This window comes from Dictyobacter formicarum (assembly GCF_016587435.1).
The window spans coordinates 34,328-59,138 of record NZ_BNJJ01000037.1 but is presented as its reverse complement, the minus strand read 5'-3'; the positions used below and the strand labels follow the sequence as shown (position 1 = coordinate 59,138).

The 24,811-nt window shown below is 56.8% G+C and carries 16 protein-coding genes and 8 pseudogenes; 13 read left to right on the top strand and 11 right to left on the bottom strand.

Annotated elements, in window-relative coordinates:
* Positions 1-521 (bottom strand): IS110 family transposase (locus tag JMI88_RS36665; protein WP_201367029.1); only part of this gene is annotated, 521 nt, incomplete at its 3' end.
* Positions 522-792: 271 nt separating this feature from the next.
* Here JMI88_RS36665 and JMI88_RS41040 point away from each other — a divergent pair.
* From JMI88_RS41040 to JMI88_RS36645, 4 genes and pseudogenes are all read left to right on the top strand, one after another.
* A pseudogene (locus tag JMI88_RS41040) lies at positions 793-969 on the top strand (DUF5131 family protein); the annotation flags it as partial.
* Between the two features lie 460 nt (positions 970-1,429).
* On the top strand, positions 1,430-2,395 hold the full coding sequence (locus tag JMI88_RS36655; RefSeq protein ID WP_201367019.1) for an FG-GAP repeat domain-containing protein: 966 nt from the start codon (positions 1,430-1,432) through the stop codon (positions 2,393-2,395).
* A 106-nt stretch (positions 2,396-2,501) separates the two neighbouring features.
* Positions 2,502-3,854 carry a transposase gene (locus JMI88_RS36650; protein WP_201361374.1) on the top strand — a complete coding sequence of 451 codons (1,353 nt, stop codon included), beginning with the start codon at positions 2,502-2,504 and terminating at the stop codon, positions 3,852-3,854.
* A gap of 288 nt (positions 3,855-4,142) precedes the next feature.
* Positions 4,143-6,002, top strand: coding sequence for a LamG domain-containing protein (locus JMI88_RS36645; RefSeq protein WP_201367017.1), 1,860 nt, complete (start codon positions 4,143-4,145; stop codon positions 6,000-6,002).
* Positions 6,003-6,340: 338 nt separating this feature from the next.
* On the opposite strand, the gene JMI88_RS40335 is transcribed toward JMI88_RS36645, so the two are convergent.
* The 3 genes from JMI88_RS40335 to JMI88_RS36635 are packed head-to-tail and all read right to left on the bottom strand — an operon-like array spanning position 6,341 to position 8,585.
* Positions 6,341-6,466, bottom strand: a complete 126-nt coding sequence (locus JMI88_RS40335) for a hypothetical protein (RefSeq protein ID WP_268906057.1) — start codon at positions 6,464-6,466, stop codon at positions 6,341-6,343.
* A gap of 18 nt (positions 6,467-6,484) precedes the next feature.
* Positions 6,485-7,591: an ABC transporter permease gene (locus JMI88_RS36640; RefSeq protein ID WP_201367015.1), complete on the bottom strand. Its 1,107-nt coding sequence runs from the start codon at positions 7,589-7,591 to the stop codon at positions 6,485-6,487.
* Positions 7,592-7,610: 19 nt separating this feature from the next.
* A complete protein-coding gene (locus JMI88_RS36635) occupies positions 7,611-8,585 on the bottom strand; it encodes an ABC transporter ATP-binding protein (protein ID WP_201367014.1) in 975 nt (324 codons plus the stop codon).
* A gap of 219 nt (positions 8,586-8,804) precedes the next feature.
* Here JMI88_RS36635 and JMI88_RS36630 point away from each other — a divergent pair, with 219 nt between their 5' ends.
* Together JMI88_RS36630 and JMI88_RS36625 are read left to right on the top strand one after the other, a co-directional pair.
* A complete protein-coding gene (locus JMI88_RS36630) occupies positions 8,805-10,133 on the top strand; it encodes a sensor histidine kinase (RefSeq protein ID WP_201367012.1) in 1,329 nt (442 codons plus the stop codon).
* Between the two features lie 2 nt (positions 10,134-10,135).
* Complete coding sequence (locus JMI88_RS36625; RefSeq protein ID WP_201367010.1) at positions 10,136-10,828, top strand: response regulator; 693 nt, start codon at positions 10,136-10,138, stop codon at positions 10,826-10,828.
* Positions 10,829-10,956: 128 nt separating this feature from the next.
* On the opposite strand, the pseudogene JMI88_RS41035 reads toward JMI88_RS36625, so the two are convergent.
* Positions 10,957-11,061: pseudogene (locus JMI88_RS41035) on the bottom strand (recombinase family protein); the annotation flags it as partial.
* Positions 11,062-11,203: 142 nt separating this feature from the next.
* The gene (locus JMI88_RS36620; RefSeq protein ID WP_201367008.1) at positions 11,204-12,022 is read right to left on the bottom strand and encodes an SDR family oxidoreductase; all 819 of its coding nucleotides are present in this window, start codon (positions 12,020-12,022) and stop codon (positions 11,204-11,206) included.
* Between the two features lie 260 nt (positions 12,023-12,282).
* Here JMI88_RS36620 and JMI88_RS36615 point away from each other — a divergent pair, with 260 nt between their 5' ends.
* Positions 12,283-14,211: a hypothetical protein gene (locus JMI88_RS36615; protein ID WP_201367037.1), complete on the top strand. Its 1,929-nt coding sequence runs from the start codon at positions 12,283-12,285 to the stop codon at positions 14,209-14,211.
* Between the two features lie 52 nt (positions 14,212-14,263).
* On the opposite strand, the gene JMI88_RS36610 is transcribed toward JMI88_RS36615, so the two are convergent.
* The 3 genes and pseudogenes from JMI88_RS36610 to JMI88_RS41030 form a co-directional block, all read right to left on the bottom strand.
* Positions 14,264-14,590 carry an alpha/beta fold hydrolase gene (locus tag JMI88_RS36610; RefSeq protein WP_201367007.1) on the bottom strand — a complete coding sequence of 109 codons (327 nt, stop codon included), beginning with the start codon at positions 14,588-14,590 and terminating at the stop codon, positions 14,264-14,266.
* A 336-nt stretch (positions 14,591-14,926) separates the two neighbouring features.
* Positions 14,927-16,825 (bottom strand): hypothetical protein, encoded by a 1,899-nt coding sequence (locus JMI88_RS36605; RefSeq protein WP_201360255.1) that lies wholly within the window; start codon positions 16,823-16,825, stop codon positions 14,927-14,929.
* Between the two features lie 107 nt (positions 16,826-16,932).
* Positions 16,933-17,100, bottom strand: a pseudogene (locus JMI88_RS41030) (alpha/beta fold hydrolase); the annotation flags it as partial.
* An 80-nt stretch (positions 17,101-17,180) separates the two neighbouring features.
* Between JMI88_RS41030 and JMI88_RS39905 the strand changes: the two are divergent.
* Positions 17,181-17,354: pseudogene (locus JMI88_RS39905) on the top strand (IS6 family transposase); the annotation flags it as partial.
* A 50-nt stretch (positions 17,355-17,404) separates the two neighbouring features.
* A pseudogene (locus JMI88_RS36600) lies at positions 17,405-18,653 on the top strand (IS3 family transposase).
* A gap of 38 nt (positions 18,654-18,691) precedes the next feature.
* Here JMI88_RS36600 and JMI88_RS39900 read toward each other — a convergent pair.
* Positions 18,692-18,895, bottom strand: a pseudogene (locus tag JMI88_RS39900) (IS6 family transposase); the annotation flags it as partial.
* A gap of 314 nt (positions 18,896-19,209) precedes the next feature.
* On the opposite strand from JMI88_RS39900, the gene JMI88_RS36595 reads away from it, so the two are divergent.
* From JMI88_RS36595 to JMI88_RS39890, 4 genes and pseudogenes are all read left to right on the top strand, one after another.
* Entirely contained in the window at positions 19,210-20,226 is a 1,017-nt protein-coding gene (locus tag JMI88_RS36595; RefSeq protein ID WP_201367006.1) for a GlxA family transcriptional regulator, read from the top strand.
* 561 nt (positions 20,227-20,787) lie between these two features.
* Complete coding sequence (locus JMI88_RS36590; RefSeq protein ID WP_201367004.1) at positions 20,788-22,023, top strand: MFS transporter; 1,236 nt, start codon at positions 20,788-20,790, stop codon at positions 22,021-22,023.
* Positions 22,024-22,161: 138 nt separating this feature from the next.
* The gene (locus JMI88_RS39895) at positions 22,162-22,767 is read left to right on the top strand and encodes a helix-turn-helix domain-containing protein (RefSeq protein WP_236023222.1); all 606 of its coding nucleotides are present in this window, start codon (positions 22,162-22,164) and stop codon (positions 22,765-22,767) included.
* Positions 22,755-23,291, top strand: a pseudogene (locus JMI88_RS39890) (IS630 family transposase); the annotation flags it as partial. The gene JMI88_RS39895 and the pseudogene JMI88_RS39890, both read left to right, overlap by 13 nt.
* Positions 23,292-23,372: 81 nt before the next feature.
* Here JMI88_RS39890 and JMI88_RS36575 read toward each other — a convergent pair.
* A pseudogene (locus JMI88_RS36575) lies at positions 23,373-24,773 on the bottom strand (IS701 family transposase).
* Between the last annotated feature and the right edge of the window lie 38 nt (positions 24,774-24,811).

Genomic DNA, 24,811 nt, shown 5'->3' with positions numbered 1-24,811 from the left:
TGGTCAAAGAACTCCTGGGCTTTTGCTCGTAACGTTCCCAAATCCTCAATAAAGCGATGCTGCGTTTGCCCCACCATCTTGAGCAGTTGTTGGCGGAAACGCACGAGTCGTCGTAACGCGATCACCTCGGCTGGTAAGGGCACATAGGGAGCAGGCTCCTCCTTCTCGGCAAATTGGGCCAGCAGGGTCGCATCGCACAGGTCGGTTTTCGCGTGATCGTGTTGATACGCTCGATAGCCGGCCAGGATGCTCGGATTGAGCACGCTGACCCGAAAGCCTGCCTGCACGAGCCAATCGCTGATCCCATCAGAATAACTGCCCGTGGCCTCCAAATAGGCGTGAATGCTGGAGGCAGCGAGCTGAAACCGCTGGACCCACTCCCCGAGGGCGTGCCATCCGGAGGGCGTATTGGGGATCTGCGTGTGATGGCTGCGCCGCTGAATGCGAAAGACGACCTCAAGTTGATCATGGGCCACATCAATGCCAAGGTAGGCGGCGATGACGATGAGCGCGAGTGTCATGATGAGCTCCTTTTTTCGTGAGCAGACAGGTGATACCATACCTCCATCAGACCACGCGAGACCGATGCTTCTTGGGCAAGCTCACACTGGTATACGAGCTGCACTGGTGACAGTGGCTCAAGATTCTGTCCGAGCTACACGAAGAGTCACGGGAATGGGAGCGGATCTTGCCCCGAACCTCAAAGGGTGAAGCGGCCGTTCAGCTTCACCATTCCCGGTCTCTCGTGAGTCCTTTCATGACACGATCAATTCCTTCACAAGTTACGATACCAGTGGCCCGGATGCGCGGTCCTGTGAACCTGATTGGGTGCGCGATATTCGTGATCGCTGTCTTGCCGCTCGTGTCGCCTTTTTCCATAAACAATGGGGAGGCCGCCAGGCGAAAACGGGTGGGCGCGCACTGGATGGGCGTATCTGGGATGAGTTTCCTTCAAAGGTGGTGGCATAAATGAAACGATCTGCATTAATCCCCCCCATTGGCGGTTTTCTGGCGCTGTTACGACATGCTCAAATTTCATGTAAGATTCTTACAGTCTTATAGTCGTGTTTGCTTCATAACAACCTTTCATCTCTATTTCAGGAGCATAAAATCAATAATCACATGCCACGACTTCTATTCTCGTCAAAATGTTATTAGCATGCCATACACAAAAAAGGCAAAGTGCCGTCGTCTAAATGAGTGTATGGTAGAAGCTGTGTTTTTTCCATTGTGCTGCTGCCTGAATTTGTAAGGGAGGTATGACGAGGTTTGTGGTCGAAGACCTGGTGACGAGTAGACGTTGTAAACGTAGAGAAGCATCGACTGATCTCTGCCCCTTCTTGCACGGAGAAGTCCGGGGCAAAGCCAGGAGTTTAACTCTCAACGCAGAGATCAGTGGAACTCATGGAACGAGAAAGAGAAACAAACGATGGCTACATCTCTAACATTTGGGATGATGAATGGACGGTGGCAAAATCTCAACGCCGGGACCCTCGGGCTCACCGATGCTGGCGGCTGGAACCGGCCCCAATATTATAGCACCCTGCGCCTGGCCGATATCGATGGCGATGGGCAGGCCGAACTGCTTGTGCGCAGCGCGGATGGCCTGCACACCTTCGTTTTCAATCGTGCAATTAACCAGTGGCAGGACATCAATGCCCCCATTCTGGGAATGGATGACGCCAATAGATGGGACCAGCCCCAATACTACGAGACGTTGCGGGTAGCAGACATCAACGGTGATGGACAGGCGGAACTTATCTTTCGTGGCCCCTATGGCCTCTTCACCTATACCTTTGATCGCGAATACAAGTGGTACGACCTCAACGCCGGGGACCTCGGCTTCACCGATGCTGGCGGCTGGAACCAGCCCCAATACTACAGCACCCTGCAATTGACCGACATTAACAGGGATGGGCGAGCCGAACTGCTGGTACGCGGTGGGGATGGCCTGCATACCTTCGCCTTTGACACAAGCAGCCAGAAATGGACCGGCCTGGACGCGGGACCTCTCGGGCTGACTGATACACACCACTGGGACAACGCCCCGTATTATTCCACCATCCAGGCCGCCGATATCGATGGCGATGGACAGTCTGAGTTGCTCGCTCGCAGCGACTCCGGCCTCATCAGTTGGCACTACAACACGGCGTCAGTAGACCTCCCCGTGCTGTTCCAGGCCTCCAACAACAAAACCTCAGACGGCTATGAAGTCTCCTACCGTTTTGACCCGGACCCTGCGCTTCCCAACGGCATCTTCTCAGTGCAGCAGGTCGTGCAGATGCCCGCGGGCGATTCCACTATATTCACCTGCAGGCTCGTCAATAGCCAGGGTTACCAGGTAGGGAGTCCTCTGCAGGCCAGCTCTGCCAATGCCGGGGTTCCCGCCCCATAGGTGCGAACGTAAGCACAATAGTACTTGAACAACGAAAAAAAGAGGCCAAACACGGTCTTTCTCTGGTATCGTTACAAAAACCAAAACGTGACGAAGGAGAAAAACCATGTCAAGCCGACCCCATCATACGCAAAAATGTCTGACAGAGCAATCCCTGGGCCAGATGGATGATGCCCAATGGCAAGAGATCATTGCCCTTTTACCGCCGGACGTCAATGAGCAAGCCTTCATCCATCACGCTTTTACACGCGCCAATGGATTGCGGTGCCCAACCGATTTGCTGCGTGGCATTTTTGCCTATGTGTTTTGCCTGGGTTCTTTCCGTGAGGTCGGAACCTGGTCAGTGAGCACGGGACTCAGTACCAATGGAGCCCGTTCGTGGGCCAAACGGACACGTCAATCCTCCAGTTGGTTGCTTGCGATCGTGCAAACGCTGTTGGTGTCCACTCAGCCAGAGGAGGTACTGGATCTGCCCAAGGACTTCACCGGACGAATCCGTCTGGTAGATGCCACCCATCTCCGCACCTGGAAACGCTCGGGAGAAAGTCGCCGTTTGCACTGCAGTTATGATCTGCTTGGCAAACGGTTAGACCAGGTTCTGTTGACGGATCACCATGTAGGCGAAGGGCTCAAACACTTCCATGGACATCGTGGAGACATCTTTGTCGGTGACAGTGCCTATTGTCGTCGCCAAGCGATCCTCGATCAACTGGATGAAGGGGTCGATGTCGTGACCCGTTTGCATTGGTCCACTATGCCGTTGCTTGAGGCCGACGGCCAGACGCCATTTGATCTCTCTGGCTGGCTGAGCCAATTGGAGCCAACCGGCAAGGGAGAAGCCAGCGTCGTGTTCCAGGTGCGGAAGCGTCAGCAGCCTATGCGCCTGCTGGCGGTTCATCTGAGCCCTGAGGCGGCCAAACGAGCGCACAGCAAGCGCAAGGCCAAGGCACGCAAGAATGGGAGCACCAACCAGGCATTGACGATCCAGATCGCTGATTGGTTGGTGGTGCTCACGTCTCTGCCCGCAGATCATTGGTCAGCAGAGCAGGTGCTGATGCTGTATCGCACGCGCTGGCAGATAGAACTGCTCTTCAAGCGCATCAAGCAACTGGTGCGTTTGCACCGATTGCGCAGTGAACACTTCCAAAGCAATCAAGCGGTCTTGGCTGCCATGATGGTAGGCTGGATCTTACTGGAACAGCAAGTCAGCCAAGTGCGTCGTGCATTGCCAAGCAAGCCGACAAAGCACGCAGCCGGACCAGTGAGTACCTGGGCGATATGTGCTCTGCTCGCTCAAAGCCTACGCACAATGATCGTGGGCACTTGGACGTGGTCGCAGATTCGAGCGTCACTGTCACAGTTGCACCCTGTGCTGATGTATCATCCACAAAACCGCGTACATCAGGAATCAGAGACGGTCACGCAACTGGCCCAGACGCTGTATCTCTCATCCTTATGAGGTCTCTTTCGTTGATTCAATTGTTCATGTACTGCTTACGTTCGCACCTATGGGGTTCCCGCCCCCTTTCCACTGTCAGCATTACCCGGACGCTTCGCCATCGCGTACCTCAATCGCCAGAACAGCGGCCTCCCTGATCTGGTCATCCCCATCCTCCTGCCAGGAGAACTGGCGACGCTGGCGAACCAGAGCCGTCTCACGTTCATCTGGTCAAAGGTTCCCAATAATTGGCCAGTTATCACCACGATCTTAAACAACGAGGTAGCCCTCGAATGCAACGGGAGCAGCGTGTACGCCGACATTGGGAACCCGGACAATTTGCAAATCACCAACCAGATTACGCTGCAAGCCTGGATTAAGCCCACTGCCTATGATGGCTTGCGCAACATCATCGTCCATGGTTATAGTTCTGCTCCTGAAGGTGAAGTGTATCTGCGGATCGCAAACGGGCAGTATCAGGTTGGCTCCTGGAATGGCGAGGATCATGTGGCAGTGTATCCCATGCCCCTTTCCGATCTTGGACGTTGGGTGTACCTGTGTGGCGTCTATGACGGGACGCAGTGGACGCTGTATCGCAATGGCCAGGTCGTTAAGGTCAGCAAGGATACAACTGGAGCCGTTCAGGTACAGGCTTCGTGGGCGATAGGTGCTCGCGGCGGGGGAGGTGAACGGTTCTTCAGTGGTTCCCTCCGCCGTATCGCGCTTTGGAAGACAGCTCGCACAGCCCAACAAGTCATGAACGACATGCTCTCCTCTCCATCCCAGGACGATCCGGACCTGGCGGTCTACTGGCCGTTGGACGATGGACGTTCACCGCTGCCCCCTGACCCGGCAAAACCATCTGATACAGCCGGTGCCATTGGACAAGATCTTAAGATCGCTACTGTGATGGGAGCTACTACGTCACCGTGGTTCGAACCACAAAGCCTGGCTCCACTGATGATGCTTCCACAAACACCTCTCCTGGTTTTCACAACCCCAGCGCAACAAATGGCGTATACGATCATTGGCTCGCAGATCTCTGACAACGGCCCTGTTCCCGGTAACGACGTTCGCCGCACCTATGTCAACCTGAATAATTTTGGGGACTTTCCCACGTGGAGCGGTCGGCTGCTCCAAGTGGACAACCCTCTGATAGGGGTAACCCTGGAAGACTGGAAATCAGAGGATTGGACGGTTGTGCGCAATACCTTAGCCGCAGAACTAGACAACGTGCATAAGGTCTGGCAACTGTATAATCATACGAATGATCTCCTCAATCAGTTGTTAAAGATCCAGGGAGATGTGCTGAAAGCAGTAGCTGACAAGCTAAACGCTGCCCTTACCGCTGCACCGGCGGCGAGTGATTCGTCTGGCACTTGGCTCAGCATAATCCTGGGTGATGCACTGGCCATACTAAGTGTCGTACCAGAGGCAAGGGTGGGGCAGATGGCCTTGCTCGCCGGGTCGGACATAGTTGGATTATTGCCATCAGTGACTAACAATCAGTCCACGATCTCGTCGTTAGATCCCTCCCTTTCCCAGCAGATCAAGGACCAGCTAAACGCTGCCTATCAAACGCTGCTCACACTGAACGGCCAACGAATCAACCGGATACTCATGGATGGACTACTGCTCCCGATTGTAGGGCGCCTGGCTCAGACGGTTTGGAGTTGGCAAGCCACCGATTTTGGCAAACTCCCGGATTTAGTCAAGGATAAATACAGGCTCAGCTTTTACCAGAAGTTGATCCCCACCCAATATGTGGTGAGTGAATGGATGAATCATGTGACAGACAAACCGATCATTTATCCACTAGACGCCCACCCTTTTTCTGGTACACCTCCACAGGCCTACTGGGTCGCGCCGGATGTGCAGAAACAATATGGTTTTGGCAGTTATAATCTCTACATCATCCATACACCCGGTGATCCCTACGGGGGTACCGACTGGCATGGTTACCCTGGCATAACAAGGCGATCGTCCACCCCTATCAATCCAGCGAATTATCCTTCTGAGGATATAACACAGGAGCTGTTTGAGACGTTGGGGGTCTCTCAGGCAGACTTTTTCACCTGCACCAACGGATGGGAAGGTACTTCCTTCACGGCCCAAGAGATACACGTTGGTTTTGTGGATCCAGTTACCATAGGCCAATACCCAATCTAAATGTGAATCTCAAAATTCGGTGCGGGAAATTCTGGTTAAGACATGCTTGTATAGTGTGTTTGATTCCCATGACCATGAGAATCGTGGCGCGCCCTTGCGTACGTGCGTTGATGCGCCCGAACTGTTTTTCTCTGTTGTTGTAAAAAATGCGCACAGCGCATTTTTTACAACAACAGAGGTGTCATTTTTTTGAGCCCCGAAAGCGCGAAAGCTCATCCACGAAGGACGCGGCAGCGATGGGAGGCTGATTACTTCCTATAGTCTTAAGGGGCTATCGTTTCTTCTCTGGCCTGATAGGCTCCTCTCTAGCCCATAGCGCTTGTCTGGGTAAATGCGGCTCAATCCAGAAAATTAGCAGGCTGCCAATGATCGCGATACTGGCTATGGTAAGCCAGGTCACTCTCAATCACGCTCCTGCTGGACCCTTTCGAGTTCGCGTTTGAGGCGGCGATTTTCTTCTTCAAGTTCGGTTTGGTGTCCTTTTACAGCCATTTGAAGCCGCGCCAGACAACGATGAGGGAAACAACGATCCAGGCAAGGAGGATGAGCACGCTGTTCTGAATAGCAGCCCAGCCAGCACCATTGTTGATGATTTGGCGCAGAGCATCATTGAGGTAGTAGAGCGGCAAGACGTGGATCAACGGCTGTAGAAAAGACGGGGAATTGCTAACGTCAAAGTAGGAGCCTCCGAGGAACATCATCGGGAAGCTAATGAGCAGTGTGGTCGTTTGAGCAGCTTCGGGCCGACGGAGAAAGCTGGCGAGAGCAAAACCGAGGGCCAACATAGTGAGCGCACCGAGCGTGACGACAAGCAGTAGTAAGCCCAGGTTACCATAGATGTGGACATTGAAGATCCACGCTGCCAGAGCCATGAGGATGATCCCCTGCACGACGGAGAGCAGCAGGCGGGCCGTTACCTGGCCGCTGATCATGGTTAACGGATTGAGGGGCGTGGCCGCAAGACGGCGGGTAATACCGAAGTCACGCCAGCGCACCAGCTCGGAGCCAACGGAGAGGTTGGCCCACATCATTAGCATACCGAGGATACCGGGGGTGAGAATGTCGATGGGGCGCGGGTCGTGGGCCGCCACGCTCTGCTCGTCCAGGATAACAGGGACTGGCTTATCAGTGGCAGTCCGATTGATGCTATCGGTGATAGCCTGCACGGTCAGGCGTGTCGTAGCAGCAGTGATGGGATTGCTCTGGTCGTAGTAAACCTGCATGTGGGCGAGGCCCTTGATCACCTGGGAACCGAAGCCTGTAGGCATGACGATGATGGCATCGCGATGGCCGTTGAGAAGAGCCCGGTGCTCGTCGTTGAAATCGCCAGTAGTAATGCTGAGCGCGGCGGATTTCTGGAGCTGGCTGGTGATCTGCTGGGAAATGGCCGAGTGGTCTTCATCAACGACGCCAATAGTCGTGGTCGTGCTCTGATCGCTGCCGAAGAGCGCACCAAAGATGAGAACAGAGAGAACGGCGAGGCCGAGGCTGGTGATGATCAGGGTCCTCTGGCGCATGAGCATGCGCAAGTTGGTACGGATAAGGGTGATAAGCATATTCATCGTCTTTTCGCTTTCTCGTGCCGGCATAGGCAGCGTATTTGTCCTTTTACTCCGGGCGTAATTGACGGCCAGTGAGTTCGAGGAAGACATCTTCGAGCGTAGGAGTACTGACCTGGAGTTCAGTCAGGGTGATGCCGCGCTGATTGGCGTACTGGAGCAGCGCCTCCAGTGTTGGTTGCATTTCGGTAGTAAAGATGACAAAGCGCTCAGCACTCTGGCGAATTTTGGCGACAGCGGGCAGCATTTCCAGGTCAGCCGCGAGCGTGTAGTTGTCGAGTTTGCAATCGATCGTGGCCTGAGCGCCAAGGCGATCAATGAGATGAGCCGCGGTGTCCAGGGCAATGATCTCTCCATTGTCCATAATCGCAATACGATCGCAGAGGATCTGGGCTTCATCCATAAAATGGGTGGTAAGCATGATGGTTTTGCCCTGCTCTTTGAGAGCCAGCACGATATCCCAGAGCATGCGGCGACTCTGCGGGTCCAGAGCGGCAGTTGGTTCGTCCAAGAAAAGAATCTGAGGATCATTAACAAGAGCCAGAGCAAGAGCCAGACGCTGGCGCTGACCGCCGGAGAGATCTTGCGGGCGGGCTTTGGCTTTTTCCTCCAAATGGACTTCGCTCAAAAGCTGGCGCGGGTCGCAACCAGTAGGGTAGAGTGAGCGGAAGAAGGTGAGCGTTTCCAGCAGCGTGAGTTCTGGGAAAAGCGTCGTGGCTTGCAACTGGACGCCGATGAGGCGCTGGACAGCGCTCTTGCGATGGCGAATGTCAAGGCCCGCGAGAATGGCGGTACCAGAGTCGGGTTTACGAATGCCTTCGATCATTTCCAGGGTAGTCGTTTTGCCTGCACCATTGGGACCAAGAAGACCAAAGATCTCGCCGTGCGGCACCTGGAAGGAAATTCCATTGACGGCGGTGCGCTGGCGATAGCGTTTCACCAGCCCGCGGGCTTCGAGCATAACGCCAGAAGCTGAGGCTGACGCTTGCGCGACGTCACTGGCGGTTTGTATCATTTCAGACATAGCAGTTCTTCCTTTGTTGTTTTTTTTCTTTTTCGTCGGCAGAAACATCTTGCTGCCTGCTTTCCCGCATGATAGTCGATACAAAGAGGATCCCACATGTGCAGCCGGTCACGAAGAAAGAGCTATGTTGGAGCGTCCACGGGATGACTAGAGTCATAGGCGAACGCCAGCGGTAACCATGACTCTGGTCACTGGCAAGAAGGCAGGCAAGGAGGTATAATGCAGCAAAAACACGCGCATCTAACGACACGAGAGGACAGTAGCATGAAATTCAAGCAAGAGCAGAGAGGAACGCAAACAAGGCAAACACCCACACGGTTCCTTCATTTCGCTCTCTACCTCTTCGCTTGCGTGGGCTACCTCTTCAGTCTTTTCGGAATAGTGCATATGACGCTCGCCAGCTTTCTTCTGCTCACCGTGACGTACGGAGCCTGGCTGGTGATCTTCCATCTAGGGAAACTGTCTGCTGGGAATCCGCGCCGCTCCTGGTTGCTTGTGCTCTTCTGCCTGGCTTGTGCCTCTCCGCTTCTTTCCTTGCTGGGCCTCAGATCTGACTGGCTCTGGTTGCTGCCAGTTCTCACCACTACCTTCATGGCGGCACTCAGACCAAGGGTCCTTGGTCTGAGTGCCGCGTTTGTCCTCTGGCTGAGTTCAAGCCTCGTGTCCACGCTCATCGCACAGCATGGAGATGTGAGCAGCCAGGTAACGCTTTTGCTCACGTTCATCTTCGCCTTCGGTTTCGCCTCGACGATACGCGAACTGGCACTGGCCCACGCGCGTATGCAGCAGCTTATCAGAGAGCTAGAAAGCTCGAACACCGAGTTAGAGGCAGCCCACACACGACTCCTAGAATATATACCCCAGGTCGAGGAACTCTCGGCAGTGCGCGAGCGCAATCGTATCGCACGTGAGATCCACGACACGCTCGGTCACTCGCTCACACTCCTTGCCGTGCAGCTTGAAACGGTGGCGCAGCTGGAGGAGCGCGGCGGCGTTGGTCTGCACGAAGAACTCCTGGAAGCGCGTCACGTGGCGAAAGCATGCCTGGCGGAAGTGCGCCATTCGGTTGAAGCGCTCCGGCCCGACGCAGCGACTGCGGGTCCGTTCGAGGAGGCGCTCCGGCGGCTGGTCGCTGAAGCTGAAATGACCTGCCCCCAGACTCCCGTGACGCTTGATCTGGAAGAGGCGACGCATGCCCTGAGTCCGGAGCTGCGTATGGCGCTGTACCGCTGCGCACAGGAGGCGCTCACGAATATTCGCAAGCATGCGCGCGCGACAAAGGTGCTGCTGCGCCTCTCGACGAGCGATGAGCAGGTGGAACTGACCGTGCTTGACAACGGCCAGGGCTCCACATCTCAGGACGACACCGACGCGCCGGGCTTCGGCCTGCTCGGTATGCGCGAGCGAGTCGCGCTCCTAGACGGTACGCTTAAGGCCGGCCCCGAGCCCGGAGCAGGCTGGCGTGTTGAAGTGGTGATCCCACGAGAGAAACGGGGACCAGCAGAGGTTGCCGCCAAAAGATCAGGAGAAACGAGGGATGGTGCATAGCAATGGCAAAATGTATCCATGTGTTGATTGTTGACGACCAGCGCCTGCTGCGCGAGGGCTTTCGTAAGCTGATGGAGATGGAGCCGGATTTGGAGGCCGTGGGCATGGCCGGTGACGGTGAGGAGGCGCTGGCCGTCGCCGAACGCCTCTATGCTGAGCGGGCTGCGCCCGATGTGGTACTCATGGATGTACGCATGCCACGTATGGATGGCATCGCTGCCACCAGAGCCTTCAAAGAGCGCTGGCCCGAGAGCCGCATTGTCATCTTGACCACCTTCGACGATAGAGAGCTAATCCACGCTGGTCTGCAAGCGGGAGCGCTCGGGTATGTGCTCAAAGATATCACCGCCGAGCAGCTCGCCACGACCATTCGTGCAGCGGCGCAGGGCCAGGTCCTCCTTCATCCAGATATCGCGAGCAAAGTCATCGCCTCCTTCTCATCTGTTCCCACCGAGACAGCAGTAACCCCTGCCACGCCCCCGTCCATCGGCAGAAGCGATCTGGCGCAGTTGACCGAGCGCGAACGTGAGATCCTGGCTCTGCTCGCACGCGGTGCTTCCAATCGTGAGATCAGCGAGGCACTCTACATTACAGGTGGCACGGTGAAGAACCACCTCAGCAACATCCTGGGCAAACTGGGGGTGCGTGACCGCACTCAGGCAGCACTGAAAGCGAGAGAACTCGGCTGGATGTAAAAATTGAATATGATATGTTACCCTTTTTCGTCAACTTCGCGCTGCCAAGCCGATCTGAAAAAACGTCCAAGTGTCAGGAGCACATTGGGGCTTAGCGTTGTAAATTTCGTCGGCGAGCCTAATAGGCCGTAGAGGTGTCGAGCCAAAGTGACTTTCCCATCAGTGGATTTTCTTGGTCTGCCACCAATGCGTCCTCGCGCCCTAGCTGCGGAAAGCCCTGCATTGGTTCGTTCAGGGTTTCTCAAAAGTCAAAAAGCACGTGGCTGGCACAAAGTATCTCAGTTCCACTCCTACGTATCAGGGGCAGCGGACGAAGTTCACGACGTCCGTTGCCAAAATAATGATTAGAAGTCATTTGTGAGACTGTAAGATATTTTATGATTTGTGTAGGCGTAGGCGATAGAGCTTGTTATTGTTGATGTGGTGGGCTTGTTCAATGAGGGTTTCTAGGTTATCGTAGACGGAGATGAGGGTACCTGAGAGAGAGTTGGCTTCGCCGCTGATGAGGCGTGTAATCAGGTGAGCAGCTTGTGAGGAGGGGACTTGGGTTTCGGCGTAGATAGTGCGAAATTCAGGGACCCAGCGTTGGCCGACAGGTGAGTTGATGAGGTGATCAGCCATCTCGGTGCGTACAGAACCGGGATGGATAGCGAAGGTGTAGATGCCGGTGTCCTGCAGAGAGAGCATTAGGCTTTCGGTGAAGCGGGTTACGGCAGCTTTGGAACTGCTGTAGGCGGAGGAGTAGGGACGTGGTTCGTTGCCAGCGTTGCTTGAGATGTTAATGATATAGCCATGCTTTTGAGCGAGCATAGTAGGTAGGACGGCGCGTGAGCAGAGGAAGGTGCTGCGGAGGTTGGTTTCGATATCGCTCCACCAGAGGTCGGGATCAATCTCCCAGATGGGGCCGATGGCGCGGTGGCTCCCGGCATTGTTGATCAGGATGGAGACGGGGCCGAATTGGGTTGAGATGGTCTGGAGCAGGCTGAATACGGCCTGCTGATCGGTGACGTCGGCGGTAATGGGGAGGGCTGTGCCACCGTGTTGAATGATCAGATCGGCCGTTTTCTGTAGGTCTGGAAGTGAGCGGGCAACGAGGGCGACCTGGATGCCTTGCTGGGCAAGTTCGAGTGCGATGGCGCGACCGATGCCACGGCTGGCACCGGTGATGAGTGCGGTTTGGGTGGTAGGGTGCATGGTTGGGTTGTCTCATTTCTTTCTGGATTGGGTATAAGGGTATTATGCCATGCTTTTCGTGGTTTGGCGAGGTAATACCATCGCAGAGTCAGGGTTTCTCAAAAGTCAAAGAACCCATTTCATGGGTTCCCGACATAAATTCCCCGATAGATTCCACTAAGGGTGAGCAAGCAGTGAGGTGTTTCTGACTTTTCCGCTAAGCCGTAAACAGCGCATTTAGTTTACAGTTCCGAGGTTTTTTGCTTTATTTCTTGCACATTATGACCAGTATCGCCGATGAATCAGTGCGTATCCAGGCCCCCTCCGAATCCAATCCTGCAACGCCCTCATGGTTCGGAGAAGTCGTGGTGATAACGGCGCATCTTCGCAAGCACGACATGCTGAGCAAGATTAACGAGCAGGTGCGCTTTACGCGGAAGCGTTTTGGCCGCTATGAGGTGATCGATTTTCTCGCGGTCCTCTTCGGCTACGCGATCTGCGGCGAACGCACCCTGGAGGAGTTTTACGAAAGCCTGCAGCCCTTTGCGATCCCTTTCATGGCGCTGTTTGAGCGTGATCGGTTGCCTTCTCGTTCGGCGCTCTCGCGTTTTTTAGCGGCGTTGACGGAGGAACCCGTCGAAGCACTGCGTGCGCTTTTTCTCGCTGATCTGCTCGCACGGCCACTCACCCCTGACAAGCAAACCGGAGGGTTGGTGGATCGAAAGGGCCACACCTGGGTGGTCTTCGACATTGATGGGACGCGAGAGGCCGCCCACCAACGCGCCTTACCCCAGACCGATGAACTTCCCCCGCCCTTTCGTCGGCTAGATGACGTGTGCGCCCCTGGCTACCGAGGCCGCAAACGCGGGGAAGTTGTTCGCACACGCACAACGGTGGCTCAGGCGCACAGTTATCAGTGGCTCGGTAGTTTCGGGAACCGAGGCAACGGGCGATATCGGGAAGAATTGCGCAAGGGTCTCGTGGCTATTCGTTGGTATCTCGCAGCCTACCAGCTTCCACCAGAACGTACGCTGCTGCGACTTGATGGGCAATATGGCAACGGGGCCGTGCTCTCCGATGTGGCTGGGTTCGCGTTTGTGACGCGGGGCAAAGAATACAGCCTGCTCGATCATCCGAGCGTCTCGGCGCGTTTGCACCTGCCCCCTGATCAGGAGCAACAGCGCCCAGAAAGCCAGATGGTTCGCAGTCTCTACGATTGCCCAGAGGTGCCGGTGGGACCTGGTGGCGTGCCCTGCCGGGTAGTCGTGGCCACCCATCCCGCCGGGAAAAAGAAGAGTCCGGTTGGCGTCACACGGGCAGGGATGGTCTACGAACTGTTCCTCACGAACCTGCCGCAGCAGGGCTTCACCGCCTGCAATGTCGTCGAACTGTACCTGCATCGCGGCGCCTTTGAGCCCATCTTAGCAGACGAAGACAGAGAGCAGGATCCCGACCGATGGTGCAGCCATTCGGCCTGGGGACAAGAAGCCTGGCAGTGTGTGGCTCAATGGGTCTGGAACCTCCGACTCGAACTAGGTCATCACCTTCATCCCGATCCGGTTCGTACGACCGAGTTTGCGCCTGCTCTCCCGCCTCCCTCAGCACACATGCCCCCTTCCTCCGGCTATGCTCCTCCAGAGGTGGGCTCTGCATGGAAGGCCGGTCGCTTCTCGGGCCGCGATTTCACGCTCCACACAGATGGGACACTTCGCTGTCCAGCCAACCAGGAGCTTCGTATCCAGGAACAGCGCCAAGAAGCCGATAGCAGCCTGCGCATCGTGTATGGGGCCAGCATTCGCAGTTGCCGGTCCTGTCCGTTGCGCGAGCAGTGTCAATGGCAGGGGCATGCCACGAAGAAGCTGCGCCAGGTCAGCCTGCTGCTTCATCCGCTGGCCGTTGGCCCCGCACCGCTGCTCTGGCGGGATTGGAGCCGCAGAGAGCATCGGCGTGCCTGCCTGCAGCTCGTGTGTCACCAACACATCGAGATGTCCATCCCCCCGCAAGTTCCGGTCGCTTCGCCTCCCACTGCGGAAGTGGCCCTTTCTCGTGCCGAGCGAGCACACACTCGTCTCTGCTGGAAAGCGCGTCTGGCTCGCAATGCGCGCAGCCGAGCCACTGGCCAGATCACCATCACACTGTTCGGCGTTCCAGAGGGGTTTGCCACCTTCTTTCGCCTGGCCTCAGCATCACAGGAAAGCATGCAAGCCTAGGGTTTTGATGGATGAGTGAGCAACGACTGGCGCCGGGCTCCATTGGAGCTGCTCAACTCAGGAAGAACGCTTTCAACGCAGGAGCAAGGACGTCGTCAGCCGGGCTGTGGTCCTGACCTGCCAGGAGACGGTGCTGAGCATTGGGTAGGATGCCCACGAGCGTTTGCGTTCCGTGGTGGAAAAACGCCGGGCTCGCTCCTCCGACCATGACCAGTGTGGGCACGGTAACAGAGGCCCACTTCCTGAGGGTCGCGGGTTTGCCGCTCATGGTCTCGCCCATGATCGTGCCATCGTAGGAGAGCGTATGCGCTACCGCCTCTAACTGTGGCCGCGTTGGCCCATTTCGCATCTGGGCAACGAGTTCAGCAGGAACGCGCATCGCATCGATCAGGAAGTACTCAATCGCCTCGCCCCGACGATCTACCGCGAGCAGGGCGTTGAGATGCTCGACGTAATCCTGCGGGATCGGGGGACGGCTCTCGCCGACAATGAACGGTGGTTCGTACAGCCCACGAGTTGCGCAATGAGCCTGTAGAAGAGTTTATCACTCGTAGATGAGATAAAAGCCGAGAGGAGATGACGCTTCCTGGCAGAAAAATGACCGAAAAGAAGTGTGAAAGCGGGGAAACCAGGAAAAAAGGCCACAGGAATTCCACACGGAATGCTTGGCCGTTCCGCCGAGAACGCACAGCATCGTGGTGACAGAGATCGAACGTTACATGCTCTCAAGACCGAGAAACGCAGCAAAGGCCTCGGGAATGCCGAAGAGCGTGATCCTCACCAGTGCCGCAGTTGGGGTCCGTTCATTGCGAGCCCGCCGTTCGTGAAAGGTCAGCCGCATATGCGCCCGTTGGGCGCGAGAAAGCACACCCGACGATGCGTCGCAGGGAGGCACAAGCGCAGGATGAACCGCCACATCCAGGCGTTGATAACGGACCAACTGGATGCAGGCTCGACGCGAGCGCCTGCGACTCCAATCCCGCCACAGCAGCGGCTCTTCGCCGATCGCCCGGGGATGCAACAGGAGACTCACCTGGCGCGGCTTCGCGGTGGCATGTCCCTCCCACTGACACTGCTCTCGCAACGGGCAGGGACGACAATTGCGAATACTGGCTCCATAGACCAGGCGCAGACTCCCATTGGCCTCCGGGCGCCGTTCTTGCAGCACCAGTGACGCTCCCGCAGGACAACGTAAGGTCCCATCGGGCTGGCGCGCAAAGTCCTTGCCTGAGAAACGACCCGCTTTCCAGGACGAGGCGGCGGTGGCGGGAGCATAGCCGGAAGCAGAACCAGGCGCCTGCTCCTGGTGGGCTGGCGCAAACTCCGTGGTGCGGACCGGCTCGGCAAGCAACTGCTGACCCAGTTCCAGACGCAGATTCCAGATCCATTGACTGATGATTTGCCAGGCTTCTTGCCCCCAGGGGGCATGGCTACACCAACGATCAGGGTCCTGCTCGAGATCTTCATCCCACAGGGCTGGCTCAAAGGAACCACGATGCAGATAGAGCGCCATGACATCTGCCGCCGTGAAAGCTGTCGGTGCCAGATTGGTGAAGAAGAGCTCGTAGACCACGCCATCACGGGTGATGCCAATCCGACTTTTCGTGGTGCCTGCCGGGTGGGTGGCCACAATGATCCGGTAGCGCTTCCCGCCGCCGTCCAGGGGCAGATTTGGGCAATCGTAGAGCGTGCGCACCATCCCGCTTTCTGGCAGCGTGAACGGCTGATCGGGGGGCAGGCAAAGGCGTGCCTGGATCTCGGCTTGATCCAGGAGGTGATAGTCTTTGCCACGTGTGACGTAGCGCATCTCTCCCAGATCAGTGAGGACCGCTCTGGTGCCATATTGACCGTCAAGGCGCACGAGCAGGCGTGAAGGAGGCAGATGGATCGCCTGAGCATAGGTCTCGATGGCCGTCAGCGCCCGACGCAACTCGAGACGGTACTGGCCATTGCCCGGGTTGCCAAAGCTGGCCAACCAGTGATGGGTATGGGCTTGCAGGATGGTCGTTCGGCTGCGGACCACTTCCCCCCGCTTGCGTCCCGTGTAGCCTGGTGCACAGAGCTGCTGGAGTCGTCGGACTGGGGCGGGCCGATCCGCCGTCTGCGGCAAGGCTCGTTGGCGAGCCGCCTCTCGGGTGCCATCCACATCAAAGACCAGCAGATGGTCCCCTTGCCGGTCCCACAACCCACCTGGCAGTTCTTCGCTGGTCAGAGGGCGAGCCAGCAGATCAGCGAGGAACTGGGTGCGCAAAGCTTCAACGGGAGCCTGGTCGAGGGAGGCGAGAAAGCGACTCAGGGTCGAACGAGCAGGCAGGCGATCGCGCCCGAAGAGCGCCATGAAGGGGCTGGCCCAGGGAGTCATCTGTTCGTAAAAGGCTTCGAGGGTGCGCTCACCGCTGATGGCGTAGCCAAAGAGCACGGCGACAAAATCAATCACGTCGTAGTGGCCGAAACGCCGACGCGCAAAGCGCACCTGCTCTTCAATGGCGGCAAGCACGCCGTGACGCTGCATGTGATGCACGATCACGGTGAGTTCGCCGAACCAACAGGGCTGCGCTGGAGCCGATTGAGCACAGGACTGGATGTTGATCGAAGAATACGCGATACTGGTCATGAGTCCTCCTTACGGAAAGGCGAGTTGTTTTTTCCATTTCCTTTCGTAGGGAGGCACATTTTTCGGGGTGAGCGCTACTTGGGCTTAGCTCGTTGCGCAACTCGTGGGTACAGCGTCAGCTTCTCGATCTTGCCTCCGAGCAGGCGCGCAGCCTCCAGGGCCGGCACTGCGCCGGAGGACCCACCAAAGACGCACGCCGATCCGCCAGCCTCGGCGATTACGGCGTCGATGTCCTCGACCTCGCGCTCAACTGCGTAAGGGGTTCTGTCAGAACTCAGGCAACCCCTTGGCAAAAAAGTCAGACTTTTGGTATGCTGATCTTGTAAAAACAGGAGAGAATGGGGAATGTTGACTGATGAACTGCCCACATTGTGTTATGACAACCACCACGAAACGAGCGAAGAAAACGAAACTGGGTTACGCCACGTTCTTTTGCCCTCACTGTCAACGCACGTTCAACGAGCGAACTGGTACTCCTTTCAATTACCTTGAATTCCTGACAGACATTGTCCTGCTCGCGGTCTTGTGGTGGTCTTGTCCCGGAGAAATGGAGGATGTAAACTCGAAGACAGAGCCTCCATTGAAAGGGAAAAGAGCATGGACAAAACAACCAGAACATATACCAAAGAATTCAAGTTGGAAGCCGTGCATCTCGTGCAGACCAGCAGCAAGCCCATGATCCAAATTGCACGCGACCTGGGCATTGCCGATAGTACGCTGCATCACTGGTGCAAGCAACTCACCGAACACGGCGAACAGGCCTTTCCTGGCAGTGGACACCAGACACCCCAAGAAGAGGAAATCCGTCACTTACAACGAGAAAACGATGTGTTGCGACAGGAGCGGGATATTCTAAAAAGCGCCATGCTCCTGCGGAGCACCACAGCGAATGAACAAGGGCATACTTGAGACCCTTGTTCAGAGGAAAAGCTATCGGCATCTTTTCGCACGGCCAGCGGTAAAGTTTCAGTTCATCGCAGAGCACAGCCACGAATATTCCGTGGCGCTGCTCTGCCAGGCTCTGGACGTTTCTGCGAGCGGCTATTACGCCTGGAAAAGCCGTCCGATGAGTCAGCATTGTCGAGAAGATGCCACGCTGGCAGCCGAAATTCAACACATCTTTCTAGATCACCGCCAGGTGTATGGCAGTCCTCGTATTCATGCGATCCTGCGCGCACGAGGTATGGCCTGCTCACGCAAGCGAGTGTTTCGCTTGATGCAGCAGCTCGGCTTGTCCGCCCAGGTGAAACGTTCCCGTAAGCCAACCACGATGAGTGATCCACAGACTCACGGAGCGCCCAATCGCCTCCGTCGTGATTTTACGGCTGAGCAGCCCAACACCAAGTGGGTGACTGATACCAAGGCCGTCGTGACTGCTGAGGGCTGGCTCTTTCTCGCGGTCATTCTTGACCTCTTCTCACGCATGGTAGTCGGGTGGGCGATGGGAACCACAGAAGATGCAGCATTGGTCGAACTGGCTTTGCGCATGGCGGTGGCGAGACGCCATCCAGCCGTTGGGCTCTTACACCACTCGGATCGAGGCTCAGAGTTCACGTCGCATCGCTATCAGCACGCGCTTAGTGAGTGTGGTATTGAGGTGAGTATGAGTCGAACCGGAAATTGTTGGGATAACGCGGTCATGGAAGCCTTTTTTGCCACACGCGCGAAAGAGTGCACGGGGCGAACACGGTTCCACAGTCGACAGCAAGCTCGTTCAGCCATCTTCGAATACCTGGAATGTTTCTACAATCCGGTTCGCTTGCATTCCACGTTACAGTATGTCAGTCCGTGTACGTTTGAACAGGTCACTCTCTCAGTGATGACCTAACTTTCACCTTTTACGTTTCCATTTTTCTGGGACAATTCCAACTCATTGGCGTACGTTTGGCCGAATGTGAGACACCACTGACGAATGGTTTCGTAGGTGAGCACAACCCCACGCTCTGCCATGAGCTCTTCAACATCACGGAAACTGAGCGAAAAACGGAAATATAACCATACGCAATGACTGATAACAGTGGGTGGAAAGCGGTATCCCTTGTAAGGAGAAGCTGAGCTGTTCTTTTTCATAAGGTGTATTGTATCATATTGCCCAGCTTTCAAGCAGGCTTCCAGTCAAATTGACAATACCCAAAGGACCCATGTTTCTCACAGAAAATTTTAGAAAAGCTCTTCAGATTTATACGACCACCTCACACGCGCGATATCACAGCTCACTCCTGCAGACGCTCGCACAAAATGGCCAGATCCGTCCGCTTCCTGGCATAATCGACCATTGGCGCTCCCTTCGCAGTGGACTATAGTATCAACAGGCGGCCGATTGGTCCTGGTCCAACCATCCAAACATGGAAAGAGATACACAAGTGCAAAGGAGAAAGAGAGCCATGACGGTCTTCGACTCGTTTCTGACGACTATCCAGCAAGCGGGCGTGTTGGAGACGCGGGAGCAGCGCGTGCTCTTCCTGGTGCTGCCGCAGGTCAACCTGCTGGACCTGGCGGGACCAGCACAGGTTTTTGACGCCGCGGCGCGGCTGGGCATGCCCTACAGGCTGATCTTCTGCGCCCATCGACCGGAGGTGTGCAGCGCGCAAGGACTGGTCTTTGCCCATCTCCAGCCGCTCGAACCCGTCCAGCCAGGCGATCTGGTGATCGTGCCCGGTCTGCAGCTCGACAGCGAGGAGGCCAGGAGAGGGCTCTGGGAGCCGGCGATCATCCGCTGGCTACGCCAGGCCTATGATGGCGGCAGCACCATCGCCTCCGTCTGCACCGGTGCCTTCGCGCTTGGTGAGGCTGGCCTGCTCGACGGTCGCCGCAGCACCACGCATTGGGTCGCTCTCGCCGCCTTGCAAGAGCGCTATCCGCGCGCACGTGTCCTGGAGAGCGCCCTCTTCGTGCACGATAACCGCGTCACCACCAGCGCTGGCATCGCCTCGGGCATCGACATGGCGCTCTCACTCTTGGAGCAGCGGCACGGCCCCCTCTTCACCGCCCAGGTCGCGCGCTACCTCGTCGTCTATCTGCGGCGCAACGGCTCGCAGTCGCAGGACAGCATCTATCTGCAGTACCGCACACATCTGGACCCCGCCGTGCATCAAGCCCAGGACTACCTGATCAACCACATCGCCGGACCGGTCCTGCTCCAGACGCTCGCTGACACTGTCCATCTCAGTGTACGCAGCCTCACACGCTGCTTCAAAGAGGCCACCGGCCTGACCCCTGTGCAGTATCACCAGCGCCTGCAGATCGAACTGGCCTCCACGTTTCTGCACGACCCCGGCCTGAGCATCGAAGAGGTCGCACGCAAATGCGGCTTCGAGGACGCACGCCACTTCCGCCGCCTCTGGCAGCGCACCTACGGCGTCCCACCCTCCGTCAGTCGCACCATCCAAAACATCTCGTAATTCACGAGTATCAGGGACGTGCTCTCGATCAGTTGAGCACCGGTGCTCAACTGATCGAGAGCACGTCCCTGATACTTATAAAAAATGATCGGGAGACCCCTATGAGTCTCCCTCTCACAGGGCGGAGCGCCAGTCAGCTCCTAAACGAAAGGAAAACGATAGCATGACTAGAAATGTAGCCATCCTCATCATATGTCATCCTGGGCTCCGATACCATTGGCAAACCAACGGTCCGCACGCAACGGCCCCTGCGGTGCCTCACACATGATTTTTGTGTAAGGTGGAGATGTGGCCGCACCTGCGGCCACATCTCCACCTTACACAGGAAGGATGAAGCGTTGCAAGGTTTGCAACGGGATCGAACTTTCGTGAAAGTTCGCAAGGCCCCCGTTTTGGGGTCAAGGGATCTTCTGCCTGATTCAACGGCCCCTCTGGCACCTCACGACGGTTTTTTGTGTGAAGCCTTGCAGGACAAACAGTTCTGCTAACAAGAGCCTTGCAACGATAGCGAAATTCAGGACGAGTTATCTACGCTCTTCATGAAAGGAACTCTTTCTCACTATGTCGATACATGCCAAATCCTCTGCGGGGACGCCTGCAGCTGGGATCAATCCGCGTATCTTTCTGCTGGCGCTGGGGATGTTTGCGTTGGGGACCGATGCCTTTGTCATCGCAGGCGTGCTTCCCGTCATCGCACACGAGACTGGAGTGCAGGAGGCGCTGGCCGGGCAATTGGTCACGGCCTTCTCGCTGGTCTATGGCCTGGGAGCACCGCTGCTGGCTGTGCTGACCGCACGCTGGTCGCCGACACGCGTGCTGATCGTCGCGCTCGGCCTCTTCTGCCTGTCGAATCTGGGCTCAGCCATTGCCCCGAACTTTGCCCTGCTCCTGGTCACGCGTATCCTGACAGGCTGCTTCGCTGCGATCTATGCCCCGCTTGCCTATACGGTGGGTATAGCCCTGGCACCGCCTGAGAAGCGTGGGCAGGCGTTGGCGCTGGTCGTCATGGGGATAACGGTAGCTACGGCGGTCGGCGTCCCGCTGGGAACGTGGGTCGGGGACCATCTGGGCTGGCGCTTCTCCTTCGGGCTGATCGTGCTACTGTCGGGGATAGCATTACTTGCTCTGCTCGTCTTTAAGCTGCCGCAGATAGCGGCTCCCGCACAGCTCTCGCTGCGTGTACGCCTGGCTCCCATAGGTCAGCCTGTCATCGTGATGGCTCTCTTGGCAGCGCTGTTCTGGAACATAGGAACCTATGTCATCTATACCTATGTGGCCGTGATCTTGCAGCACAACCTGCACATTAGCGATACCAGTAGCCTGTTCGTTGCCTACGGCCTCGGCGTCGTCGCCGGTAGCTGGTCGGGTGGTCAACTGGCCGACCACTTCGGTGCGCAACGCCCGCTGCTGATCAGCCTGATTGCACTGATCATCATCGAGGCAGTGCTGGCGCTGATCACTACCACATTCATCGGGAGCTTCCTGATCCTCTTTCTGTGGGGTGCCCTGGTCGGGCTTATCTTTATCCCGCAGCAGCATCGCCTGCTGAGCATCGCGCCCGAGCACGCCAACGTCATCCTCGCACTCAACAACTCGGCTCTCTACCTGGGGATTGCCGGTGGTGCCGCCATCGGTGGTCTTGCATTGCGAGCAGTCCCGGTCACGCACCTTGGCTGGATTGGTGCCGCCGGGTGCCTGCTGGCTCTCGTGATCTTCCTGTTCAGCATGCGCCTGAGCACACGCAGCAAGAAGGCTGATCCCGATACCGAAGCGCAGGACGTCATCGTCGTGCCTTAGTTCATAGTAATGGACTGCCAGGACCTCTCGCAGAAGCATTGTGTCATCCTTTCGCGCGCGAGAGCTCTTACTGCTCTATTCCTCATTGGTGCTACGCTAAAAAGAGAGAAGGCAAGTCACCACGAGAGGAGCAGAGCAATGCCGAAACACCTGCAAGCGCGAGCCGCGGAAGATGAACGAGAAGAGCGCCAGGTACGCAAACTGGCCGGGAGCTACCATGCTCCCGCTGATTGGAAATTTCATGCTCAGATGGTGGTGGAGAGTTGGGCTGGCAAGACGCCGCAAGAGATTGCTGCCACGCTCTCCTGTCATCCGAGAACCGTGCGCATCCACCTGAACCGCTTCAATGTGCAGGGGATCAACGGTCTGGGGATGTGGGAAGGGGCGGGACGTAAGCCGCGCCTGACTGAGCTGGAGCGGAGCCGGATTCTGGCCCTGGTGAAGCAGCCGCCTCCTGGGAAATTGCAGCGGTATGTGGAAACACTCGAGGCTCGAGATGAAACCGGTTCGGCGCAGTGGAGCCTGGATGCCCTGACGGAGGCAGCCCCTGCTGCGGGGATCCAGGTGGCACGCAGTCAGATCCGGCGCATCTACCTGCATGAAGGCAAGCGCTGGCGTCATACCCACAGTTGGGGAACCAGCGATGACAAAGACTTTGCCCCAAAAGAACGGCGGTCGTCACCCACTACACCCAGCCGCCAGCGGGATCGACGACCTTCTGCACCGACGAACTTGGACCGGTGATTCCGCGCACCTTTGTCCCTGCTCCCGCCTGGTCAGTGGATGGCCAGCGGATCAAGGCTCCGCTGGAGTACAGTCGCGGAGATGACAAGGTCTGGATCTACGGAGCGCTGCGAGTCTGTGATGGCAAAGAACTCACCAGATGTGCCTCTGCACGTAATTCTAAGCATTACATTGAGCTCCTCAAGGAAATCGACGCGGACAATCCAACGGGGGATATTTTCATCATCACTGACAATCTGAGCAGTCACAATAGCCTGGAAACGCGCACTTGGCTCGTAGACCATCCGCGTATCCAGCATATCTTTATCCCGAAAGGCGCCTGCTGGTTGAATTTGCAAGAGGGCTGGTGGCTGCTCTTCCGACGCGATGCCTTCGCGGGCCAGAGCTTTGCCAATGCCAGTGAGATTAAACGCGCGATGGAGGTGGCGACCAAGCAGCTCAACCACCGAGCTAAGCCCTGGATTTGGGGACGGCCTCCCAGAACGCGTCGCCGCCTCCATCGCCTCTTTTGTTATCGCCTTTGAGGAACGCAGCATTACCGCAACTTTGTTGACTCAGGTCAATAGGTCGCATACAGGTAGAGAGGGGAACCACGCCAGAGATGCTCAAAAAGTTGCTGGAGCGGGAGAGGTGGGGGTTGTAGCGACCACGCAAGCCAAAACCGTTGGAGCAAGACCCACGGTTCGAGCCATCCGCGAACCGCCCGCAGGGCTTTGGGCCAGGACACCTGTAGCCGTTCGCCTGTCTCGGGCTCGTTTTTTTTCCTCGACTCCTGGCTTTTCAAGGGACTGGGAAGAAGGCTGGGATGGAACGGGCAATGGCTCTGCCGCGGAGGCACGGGCTTGATGATACCAACAAAAGGAAAAGGCGCAGCACACCAGTTGCCAATGCCGCCGCATGGCCTGATCGCTTCGGACTTGATACTCCGACCAGCCCAGAGCGTGCTTGACTTGCCTGTAACTCTCGCGCGACCCACATGCGCAGCCCGTAGAGGCGAACCACTTCTTCCACGCTCGCTACCGCGAATTCGCTGTCTTGTGCGCGAGGTGATCCTGGAGCCGGGAGATTGGTAATCAGATAGAAGGTGCTGAGATCGGGCAGCGTGGCTGGATCAGTGGTGGCAACCACCACTCGCTCTGGCTTGTCGAGCCCAAAAGGACGAATATCGAGTTCCAGCGCCGACCAATCCTGTGAGGAGCCATCGCGAAAGGTTCGCGTGACCTTGACCCAGTGCCAGGATGGGTGGCTCCTTCCCATCCCGCTTCTTGGGCCGCTTCCTGGAACGAGCCGATTTCCGCTTTGGGGTGATACCACGCATGTGATAGCTTGAGTGCCAACACGTAGCCGACATACAACTCACGCAAGCCTCGCCGAAAGCCACGATCTTCTCCATAAAAAGAATCGGCCACCACCGCACGAAAAGGGAGCGGGATGTGGACTGCTCGACTGACGAGCTCCACGCCGATCTTGAGTTTCGTGCGGAAGGCGGGATCGTGCTTCCCCTGCTCAAAATAGTCGGCGGGAGTGTATGGCTCAAAGTCCACCGGGTAGTACACACCCTCATCAGCCCACAAGCTTGTCACGGAGACGACGCCGGTATCGAGCTTGCCCAAATTAGCCAGGTATTGTTTGCCAATATGGGCTGTCTTGTGGCCACGCTTGCGATCCCCATGCTCGTCGATCACCAGCACTCCTTGATTGTTGGGCGCCGTACTGGTCTCCTCCAGCAACACACGTAGGCGGCGTTCTTGGACCTGTCGTTCCTGCCAGTTCGATTCTGAGAGAAACCATTGCATCCCTTGCGCACGCGGATGCTGAGCGCCCACATACGGTTCGGTGTTCGCCAGGCCGGTCAAGGTCTTGTTCCGTTCCGTGGGTAACAGCAGTCCTTCCAGATAGCGGCGAAATTCGTCACGTTGATTGCTTTTCCCAAACAAGTCATCGAAACACCTGGCATAGGCTTCCAGTGGCTCAGGAGCAGTCGGAATAGCTCGTCTTTTGGTCATCTCACTTTCCCCCTCTTCCCCTATGATACTCCCCCTGA

Coding starts and splice junctions, on each gene's coding strand:
- JMI88_RS36625 (WP_201367010.1), top strand. CDS start 10,136: ATGGCAAAATGTATCCATGTGTTGATTGTTGACGACCAGCGCCTGCTG.
- JMI88_RS36630 (WP_201367012.1), top strand. CDS start 8,805: ATGCAGCAAAAACACGCGCATCTAACGACACGAGAGGACAGTAGCATG.
- JMI88_RS36650 (WP_201361374.1), top strand. CDS start 2,502: ATGTCAAGCCGACCCCATCATACGCAAAAATGTCTGACAGAGCAATCC.
- JMI88_RS39895 (WP_236023222.1), top strand. CDS start 22,162: ATGCCGAAACACCTGCAAGCGCGAGCCGCGGAAGATGAACGAGAAGAG.
- JMI88_RS36635 (WP_201367014.1), bottom strand. CDS start 8,585: ATGTCTGAAATGATACAAACCGCCAGTGACGTCGCGCAAGCGTCAGCC.
- JMI88_RS36620 (WP_201367008.1), bottom strand. CDS start 12,022: ATGCACCCTACCACCCAAACCGCACTCATCACCGGTGCCAGCCGTGGC.
- JMI88_RS36640 (WP_201367015.1), bottom strand. CDS start 7,591: ATGCCGGCACGAGAAAGCGAAAAGACGATGAATATGCTTATCACCCTT.
- JMI88_RS36615 (WP_201367037.1), top strand. CDS start 12,283: ATGACCAGTATCGCCGATGAATCAGTGCGTATCCAGGCCCCCTCCGAA.
- JMI88_RS36590 (WP_201367004.1), top strand. CDS start 20,788: ATGTCGATACATGCCAAATCCTCTGCGGGGACGCCTGCAGCTGGGATC.
- JMI88_RS36595 (WP_201367006.1), top strand. CDS start 19,210: ATGACGGTCTTCGACTCGTTTCTGACGACTATCCAGCAAGCGGGCGTG.
- JMI88_RS36605 (WP_201360255.1), bottom strand. CDS start 16,825: ATGACCAGTATCGCGTATTCTTCGATCAACATCCAGTCCTGTGCTCAA.
- JMI88_RS36610 (WP_201367007.1), bottom strand. CDS start 14,590: ATGCGCGTTCCTGCTGAACTCGTTGCCCAGATGCGAAATGGGCCAACG.
- JMI88_RS36655 (WP_201367019.1), top strand. CDS start 1,430: ATGGCTACATCTCTAACATTTGGGATGATGAATGGACGGTGGCAAAAT.